This window comes from Rugamonas sp., assembly GCF_025354735.1.
Taxonomy (GTDB): domain Bacteria; phylum Pseudomonadota; class Gammaproteobacteria; order Burkholderiales; family Burkholderiaceae_D; genus Rugamonas.
Window position 1 is genome coordinate 1 of record NZ_JANXMI010000110.1, and the last position, 8172, is coordinate 8172.

At 59.8% G+C, this 8172-nt stretch carries 6 protein-coding genes; 4 read left to right on the forward strand and 2 right to left on the reverse strand.

The window, feature by feature from the left end; translation table 11 throughout:
- Positions 1 to 701 (reverse strand): 1-deoxy-D-xylulose-5-phosphate synthase N-terminal domain-containing protein (locus Q0S71_RS09420; protein WP_295994186.1); only part of this gene is annotated, 701 nt, incomplete at its 3' end.
- Positions 702 to 919: 218 nt separating this feature from the next.
- On the opposite strand from Q0S71_RS09420, the gene Q0S71_RS09425 reads away from it, so the two are divergent.
- Together Q0S71_RS09425 and Q0S71_RS09430 are read left to right on the forward strand one after the other, a co-directional pair.
- On the forward strand, positions 920 to 1645 hold the full coding sequence (locus Q0S71_RS09425) for a 16S rRNA (uracil(1498)-N(3))-methyltransferase (protein ID WP_295994188.1): 726 nt from the start codon (positions 920 to 922) through the stop codon (positions 1643 to 1645).
- A gap of 139 nt (positions 1646 to 1784) precedes the next feature.
- The gene (locus Q0S71_RS09430) at positions 1785 to 3080 is read left to right on the forward strand and encodes an aspartyl/asparaginyl beta-hydroxylase domain-containing protein (RefSeq protein WP_295994190.1); all 1296 of its coding nucleotides are present in this window, start codon (positions 1785 to 1787) and stop codon (positions 3078 to 3080) included.
- A 184-nt stretch (positions 3081 to 3264) separates the two neighbouring features.
- Here Q0S71_RS09430 and Q0S71_RS09435 read toward each other — a convergent pair whose 3' ends face one another.
- Positions 3265 to 6171 carry a TonB-dependent receptor gene (locus Q0S71_RS09435; protein ID WP_295994193.1) on the reverse strand — a complete coding sequence of 969 codons (2907 nt, stop codon included), beginning with the start codon at positions 6169 to 6171 and terminating at the stop codon, positions 3265 to 3267.
- 223 nt (positions 6172 to 6394) lie between these two features.
- Here Q0S71_RS09435 and Q0S71_RS09440 point away from each other — a divergent pair, with 223 nt between their 5' ends.
- On the forward strand, positions 6395 to 6634 hold the full coding sequence (locus Q0S71_RS09440; RefSeq protein WP_295994195.1) for a hypothetical protein: 240 nt from the start codon (positions 6395 to 6397) through the stop codon (positions 6632 to 6634).
- Positions 6635 to 7283: 649 nt separating this feature from the next.
- Positions 7284 to 8172, forward strand: an 889-nt coding sequence (locus Q0S71_RS09445) for an FAD-dependent monooxygenase (protein WP_295994197.1), incomplete at its 3' end; no start/stop codon positions are given.

Here is an 8172-nt window from a genome sequence, read left to right on the forward strand (position 1 = left end):
ATCAGGGTCGGCTTGTCCGACGTCTTGGCGGCGGCGATGGCGGCGCTGACGGCGGCCACGTCGTGACCGTCGACGGCGCGGATCACGTTCCAGCCGTAGGCTTCGAAGCGCATCGGCGTGTCATCGGTGAACCAGCCTTCGACCTTGCCGTCGATGGAGATGCCGTTGTCGTCGTACAGCGCGATCAGCTTGTTGAGGCGCAAAGTACCGGCCAGCGCGCAGACTTCGTGCGAAATGCCTTCCATCAGGCAGCCATCTCCCAGGAACGCGTACGTAAAGTGGTCGACGACGTCGAAGCCGGGGCGGTTGAACTCGGCCGACAACAACCATTCGGACAGGGCCATGCCGACCGCGTTGGCCAGACCCTGGCCCAGCGGGCCGGTGGTCGTTTCAATGCCGGGCGTGACGTCGACTTCCGGGTGGCCCGGGGTTTTCGAGTGCATCTGACGGAATTGCTTGATGTCGTCCATCGACAGGTCGTAGCCGGTCAGGTGCAGCAGCGCGTAATGCAACATCGAACCGTGGCCGTTCGACAGCAGGAAGCGGTCGCGGTTCAGCCATTTCGGGTTGGCCGGGTTGTGACTGTAGTGGCCGCTCCACAGGGCGACGGCGATTTCAGCCATGCCCATCGGCATGCCAGGGTGGCCGGAATTGGCTTTTTGGACGGCGTCCATTGCCAGCGCGCGGATCGCGTTGGCCATTTTGGTAGTAGGAAGCGTAGAAGTGGTCATCATTGTGCTATCGCGGAAGTGGGAATCGGTTGCAATGCGGGTCGTGCGCTCCAGGCCTACCACCACCCGGACATTTGCTTAACGAACTATTTTACCAGACCCGCGATGCAGGAATTAAAATTGCGGTGCAGGGCCGCACAATGACGGTGCGGCCCCTCCCTTCCCCTTCAGCATTCACCAGGATCTCCATGCCGCGCTTCTTTTGTCCCCAGCCTCTGGCCCTCGGCCTCACCGTTACGCTGCCGGAAGCGGTGGCCCACCATGTGCACGTGGTGCGCCTGGCGCCGGGCGACGCCATCACGCTGTTCAATGGCGACGGCGGCGAATACACGGCCGTGCTCAGCAGCGTCGAAAAAAAGCGCGTCAGCGCCGAACTCAAGGCCCACAGCGCGCGCGACGCCGAGCTGCCTTATGCCTTGACGCTGGCGCAGGCCTTGCCGGAAGCGTCGAAAATGGACTGGATCGTCGAGAAGGCGGTCGAACTGGGGGTGGCCGCGATCCAGCCGTTGGCGGCGCGGCGCTGCGTGGTACGGCTGTCGGCCGAGCGCGCCGAAAAGAAACTGGCGCATTGGCAAGGCATCATCGTGTCGGCCTCCGAGCAGAGCGGCCGCAACCGGCTGGCCCAGCTGGGTCAGCTCGATGACTTTTCCAACTGGATACGCCAGCAAGACATGCATCGCCGCATCCTGCTGACGCCGCGCGCCGAGCAGTCGCTGACCGGCTGGGCGCGCCACCAGCCGCCGCAGGCGCTGACGCTGATGATAGGCCCGGAAGGCGGTTACACGGAAGAAGAGGAAGATCTGGCCATCGCCCACGGCGCGCTGGCGCTGTCGATGGGGCCGCGTATTTTGCGCACCGAAACGGCGGGCCTGGCGGCGGTGGCGGCGCTGGGCGCGCTGTGGGGCGGAATATGATGCGGTGAACCAACAGTACGGCGGCGGGCACTGGGGATTGCGCGGCAATCACAGTATAATTTTTGATCTTTAGTCAAGTTCGCCGTCGTACGCGTCGGCCAGCGCCCGTTCACCGTATTTATTAGTAGGAAGCGCATCGATGCAGACCAATCGCGCAGCCCGGCAAGAAGTCGCTCAGCTGGAGGCCGCCGCCATTCACGCCACCCAAGCCGGCAAGGAAGATGAGGGCGCCCGCTTGTGGGCACGCCTGCTGGAATTCGATCCCGTCCACGTCCGCGCGCTCAGTTCGCTCGGCAAGCGCGCCTTCAAGTATGGCGATTTGGCGACCGCGCGCACGGCCTTCGACCGCCTGGTGGCCGCCGATCCGGCCGGTCTGCAAGGCTGGGTCAATCTGGCGCTGGTGTGCCAGGGCTTGAAGGATGAAGCGGGCGAAGCGGCGGCCTTGCACGGCGCGCTGCGGGCCGATCCGACCGATCTGGTGGCGCTGATCCTGCGTGCCAACTTGCTGGAGCGACAAGGCGATACGCACAAGGCGGCGTCGGTCTACGGCGCGGCGGCCAGCGTGTCGCCGCCGCTGGAACAGCTCAGCCCGGAATTGCGGCCCGCCGTCAGCCACGCGCTCGCTTACCGCAGCCAATACCAGACCAAATACAGCCACTTCCTCGACGATTATCTGGCGCCGCATTTTGCCGAGCTCGACGGTGAAGCCCTGCACCGTTTCCGCGACGCGCTCGACATCATGACCGGCCGCAAGCGCCGCTACGAGTCGCAATCGATGATGTTGCATTACCCTGGCCTGTTGCCGCAGCCCTTCTTCGACCGCGCCGACTTTCCGTGGCTGGACGCGATCGAGGCCGGCACCGACAACATCCGCGACGAATTCCTCAAGGTGCTGCAAGCCGAACAGGGCTTCACGCCCTACCTGACCTATCCGGACGACGTGCCGCACAACCAGTTCGCCGAACTGAACAACTCGCCGCGCTGGAGCGCCTTCCATTTGCTCAAGGATGGCGTGGCCGTGCCCGAGCACGCGGCCCAGTGTCCGCAGACGATGGCACTGCTCGGCGGCGCGCCCCAGCCGGACCAGCCGGGCCGCACGCCGACGGCGATGTTTTCCCTGCTCAAGCCGAACACCCACATTCCGCCGCATACCGGCGTCAGCAATGCACGCCTGGTGACCCACCTGCCGCTGATCGTGCCGCCCGATTGCGGCTTCCGCGTCGGCAATGAAACGCGGTCCTGGGTGCCGGGCCAGGCCTGGGTCTTCGACGACACCATCGAGCACGAAGCGTGGAACCGCAGCGCGCAGCTGCGCGTCGTGCTGATCTTCGACATCTGGCATCCGCAGCTGTCGGCGGCCGAGCGCCGCATGATTACGGCGATGACGGCCGGCATCAATGAATTCCGCGGCGGCAGCGGCGAATTCGACCTGTAGTTCCCGCCTCCTCCGTCCCCACCACAACGCCGCGCCATGCGGCGTTTTTCATGGGCGCGCCATATATATATGCGCCCGCCCCGGAAACGAAAAAAGCCCTTGCCAAAGGCAAGGGCTTACACAGCACATCAACCAGCCGGCAGGACAAACGGGCCTGGCCCGCCTGCCCTGCCGTCACGGCCGATTAGAAACGTGCGGTCACGTTCAGGTAGATATAACGACCCATCGAGTCATACACCTGTGGGAAGGTGTTGCCGTTGGCCGAACCGGCAGGGGTGGTCGAGTTGGTCGACACCACTGGAGGATCGCGGTCGAAGATGTTGTTGATACCGCCGCTGATGCTGATTTTCTTGGTCAGCGCATACGATGCGTTCAAGTCCAGGTAATCGCGTTCGCCCAGTTTGTTTTCAATCTTGGTGGCGGCGGCGGAAGCCGGATCGTTAACCTGATCGCTAGGGTTCAGGTAATCGACCGTGACGGACGAGAAGTGACGCCACGTGGCCGATACGTCGAAGTTCCATGGCGTGGACCACGTCGTACGGAACTTATGACGCCATTCCGGATTTGGCGTAAGGCAAGTCTGACCGAAGTAGCCTTTGCAATCGATGATGCCCAGGCCAGGCACGTTTTCAATCTTGAAGGCGTGCAGATAGGTGCCGTTCATGGTGAAGTCCAGCGCGCCCATGGTGCCCATCTTCAGATGGTAGGCGGCGCCCAGATCGACGCCGTTGGTGTTTTCGCTACCGATGTTGACGGTAGTGTCGACCACATAGCCCAGCGGGCCGTTAGGCGACAGCCACAGGCTGCCTTGCGAGTCGCGCTTGACCAGGTTGCAGAAGACCGAAGCGCCGGTCTGCAAGCACTGGTTCAGAGCGGTCGTCGGCGACACGGAGCTGATGGTGTTCTTGATGTCGATCTCGAACGCATCGATGGTCAGGGTCAGATCCTTGATCGGTTCCAGCACCAGACCCAACGTGTAGGTATCGGCGATTTCCGGATTCAGATTAGGGTTACCACCCGTGAGGCCCGAGTACTGGTTGGCCGAGTTGTTGAGCAGGTGGCCGTATTGCGCCGCCGACACGCCCGAATTGGCGCACTGTGCCGCCGTGGCCTTCGGTGTGTTACCGGTACATGGGTCGTCGCCAGGACCGCTCAGACCGATCGTCTGTGGATTGTACAAATCTTGAATGGTCGGCGCGCGGACGGCGCGCTGGTAAGTGCCACGCAGACGAACCTGCTTGATCGGCGCCCAGTCCAGACCCAGACCATAGGTATTGGCCGTGTGGTGGGTGCTGTAGTCGGAGTGACGATAAGAGGTCGACAGCATCAGCGACTCAGCCCAAGGCTTTTTCTCGATCAGCGGCATATTGAACTCGCCGAACGCTTCCTTGACGCTGTAGCTGGCGTTGATCGGAGGGGCTGCGCCGCTACCGCCGGACAAGTCGCCGGAGAGATTTTCCTGGTCGGGATTGAAGACCAGTTTTTCGACGCGGTGCTCCAGACCGAAGGACACGCCAGCGCCGCCGTCGGCGAACGGCGACTTGACGCCGTAGGTGCTCAGGTCAGCACCGACGGTGCCGCCGTAGATGACTTGTTGCGTGTAGCCTTGTTGGTGACCGGACACTTCCAGGTAATTCAGCGCAGCCTGGGTGACACCACCAACTTTATACAGGTTGTACGGTACGCAAGCGGTGTCGGTGCCATTGACAGCGACGCGGCAAGCAGGTTGGCCGGTCTTCGGATCGGTGATGACGTCGATCGCGTTGTTGATCTTGGCCAGCGAGAAGTAGCCATTGGCCGATTCCTGGTGGCTGACGCGGGCGTACTGAGCATACACGTCGTAGTTGAAGTTATTGACTTCGCCTTTGGCGCCCAGCACTTCGCGGAACGAGTTGTCGTTGATCGAATCGACGCGCGGGCCGCCTTCGACGTTACGCTTGCCCAGGCTCACAACCGCTGGATTCCCCGCAGTGATGCCCAGAGCATTTTTCCACGACTGCGACAGCAATGGATTGTCGTCGGCCAAGGTGTACTGGCCACCGTAGAAGATACCGCCGGCAGCGATTTGCGCATCGGTCGAGTAATTGTGGAAGTTGAATTCCTGGTAGACGCGGATCTTGTCGTTGACGTCCAGGTGAGCCGAGGCCGCAAAGTTGTAGTTTTGCGAAGGGCGCAGCAGGTAGTTGATCGGACCGAAGTTGTAGGCATCCGTGGCGCTGGCGTATGGACGCGCATTACCTGCGGCATCGGCGGCGATGAAGTTACCGACGTGGCCGCCGGCATTGGTGCCCGAACCGGAGCAGACATACGACGTGCCTTTGGAGACCGCCAGCGAGCAGGAGGAGAAGTCGCGCGTGCCTTCCAGCACAGGCTTGGTTTCCTTGTAGCTGAAATACAGGGTCGCATTACCTTTGCCGTCGGCAAAGTTACTACCCATCAAAATGCTGGCGTCTTTTTCCTTGCCGTCGATACCGACGTCGCCAGGCACTGGGTAGTTATGGGCCGCTACGGCGCTGGAGGCCGAATTGTGCTGGTTGTGGTTGTAGCCGGCCGTATTGCCCTGGACTTCCACACCCTCGAAATTGTCCTTCATGATGAAGTTGACCACGCCGGCGATCGCGCCCGCGCCGTAGACCGCGCCGGCACCGCCGGTCAGCACGTCGACGCGCTTGATCAGACCTGCTGGAATTTCGTTCAAGTCGGCGGCGGTGCTGCTGACGCTACCTGCTGGCAGGCGTTTGCCGTTCACCAGCACCAGCGTGCGATCCGGACCCAGGCCGCGCAGGCTGACCGTTGCCGTACCGGTGGCGCCGTTCGAGATCGAACCGCCCTGGTCGGCGAAGACCTGTGGCAAGTTGTTCAGCAGATCTTCCACATTGCGCACGCCGTCGATCTTAATGTCTTTGGCGCTCAGTACCGTCACTGGGCTCGCGGCTTCAGTGTTTAACGAAGGAATGTGCGAACCGGTCACTTCCACTTTTTGCATTGGTTGCTCTGCGGCGTCCTGGGCGTAGGCCGTTTGCATACCCAGCGCAATACCACCCACGAACATCAGGCGTATCGAGCGAGACAATACTGTTTCGTTAATCATTAGTAAATTCCTTGGATGTAAATTGTTTTATATGTCCCGTATCATCTTTTGGATGATAAGTAAGAACTGTCCAGCTTTCAGCGCTCTTTCCGACCACTAAACCATCCCCGTAAAGATCGTTTAATTTATTCGGTGAATTACCAAATACAACTGGGGTTGCAGTGGCGCTTCACATATCAACTCGACTCGAACTGATTGAAAATTTCTCCCCCCGCAGTTACTGATGGAAACATATCAGCTAAACCATTGTCAAATAAATACAGCGCAAAAATTTCCAAAAAACAACATTCCGGCTATTGCAGCGCACCATGGTGGAGCACTTCCGCATCAAAATGATGCATATAAAAAATATCTTTATTGCATCAATCCGCGTCTTCTTGCGCCAATTTGGAGAAAAAAAATACGCATTTGCCTGTTGCCGCCACGGTCACGCAAAGAAATTTACATTAACCAAAAGAAATAATTTCAAAATAAAAGCTTAATAAATGATGAATTATGGAATAAATACTGTCTTCAACATAGAATCGCAAAATATAATTCTAGTAGAGTGCCTAGTGGACCGGACAGCTTGAACGGCATCTCAGTGTCGTTCAAATAACAAAGTTTGATATATATTTATTAATGTAATATTTAATAACGAATATTTTATAAAAATAATAACTGAGGCGAATCGCGTCCATTCTGACAAATTCGTGTTGACGCTCCTCTTTGGTGCAAGTCTCTTTTTTGCAACAAATCGATACAAGCAAGGGCCCGACCGGCCCGCCCAAGGCCGGGCGGCGCCAAATCCGCCAATACAGACGGCGATTAATCTATCATCGGAAATGGGATATTGCCAAATAAAAAACGGAACGAAACGCCCTCTTTCTTTTATTGCCAACGCAATGGACCCGCTGCGCCGATATTCAAAATCGGTTTGTGGTGCGCCAACGGCGCCGATATGTATCGTTAGTTGCGGCAAGTCGGGCGCCGCCGCAGATGGCGCCCGGCCTTGCGCCATCCGCCAGCGGCCGCCCGGCGTGATTGATACTGGTAAAATATCGGTTTCCGTGCGGCCCGCGCCGCATTCTGTCCATGACGCCTAGATAGCGTCCTTTAGAGAGATCCGCACCATGTTGCGACTAAATGAAGTCAAACTTCCGCTGAACCACGACGCCGATGCGCTCCCGGCCGCCATCCTGGCGCGGCTGGCCATCAGTGCCGACGCCCTGCTCGGCTTCACCGTCTACAAGCGCAGCTATGACGCCCGCAAGCGCTCATCCATCGTGTTGATCTATGCCCTCGATGTCGATGTCGTCGATGAAGACGGCGTCCTGGCGCGCCTGAGCCATGATGTCCATTTGTCGCCATCGCCCGACACCAGCTATCATTTTGTAGCCAACGGCGTCCAACTCGCCGCCAACGCCGCGACCCGCCACGGCCGCCCGGTGGTCATCGGCAGCGGGCCGTGTGGCTTGTTCGCGGCGCTGATCCTGGCGCAGATGGGGCTGCGTCCCATCATCGTCGAGCGCGGCAAGCAAGTGCGCGAGCGCACCGTCGACACCTTCGGCTTCTGGCGCAAGCGCGAACTCAATCCCGAGTCGAATGTGCAATTCGGCGAAGGCGGCGCCGGCACCTTCTCGGACGGCAAGCTGTACAGCCAGATCAAGGACCCCCGCCACTACGGCCGCAAGGTGCTCAAGGAGTTCGTGCTGGCCGGCGCGCCGGAAGAAATCCTGTACGTCAGCAAACCCCACATCGGCACCTTCCGCCTGGTCAAGATGGTGGAACAGATGCGCGCCAACATCGAGGCCATGGGCGGCGAATACCGCTTCGACAGCAAGGTGGTCGATATCGAAATCGAAGCCAACGCCGACGGCGACGGCGGCCAGGTGCGCAGCCTGACGCTGGCCGGCGGCGAGCGCATCGTCACCGAACACGTGGTGCTGGCCATCGGCCACAGCGCGCGCGACACCTTCGAGATGCTGTACGAGCGCGGCGTCTACATCGAGGCCAAGCCGT

What these genes read in the sequence shown, in the direction of transcription:
- Q0S71_RS09440 (WP_295994195.1), top strand. Translation starts at nt 6,395, where the DNA reads ATGGAAACATATCAGCTAAACCATTGTCAAATAAATACAGCGCAAAAA.
- Q0S71_RS09435 (WP_295994193.1), bottom strand. Translation starts at nt 6,171, where the DNA reads ATGATTAACGAAACAGTATTGTCTCGCTCGATACGCCTGATGTTCGTG.
- Q0S71_RS09425 (WP_295994188.1), top strand. Translation starts at nt 920, where the DNA reads ATGCCGCGCTTCTTTTGTCCCCAGCCTCTGGCCCTCGGCCTCACCGTT.
- Q0S71_RS09430 (WP_295994190.1), top strand. Translation starts at nt 1,785, where the DNA reads ATGCAGACCAATCGCGCAGCCCGGCAAGAAGTCGCTCAGCTGGAGGCC.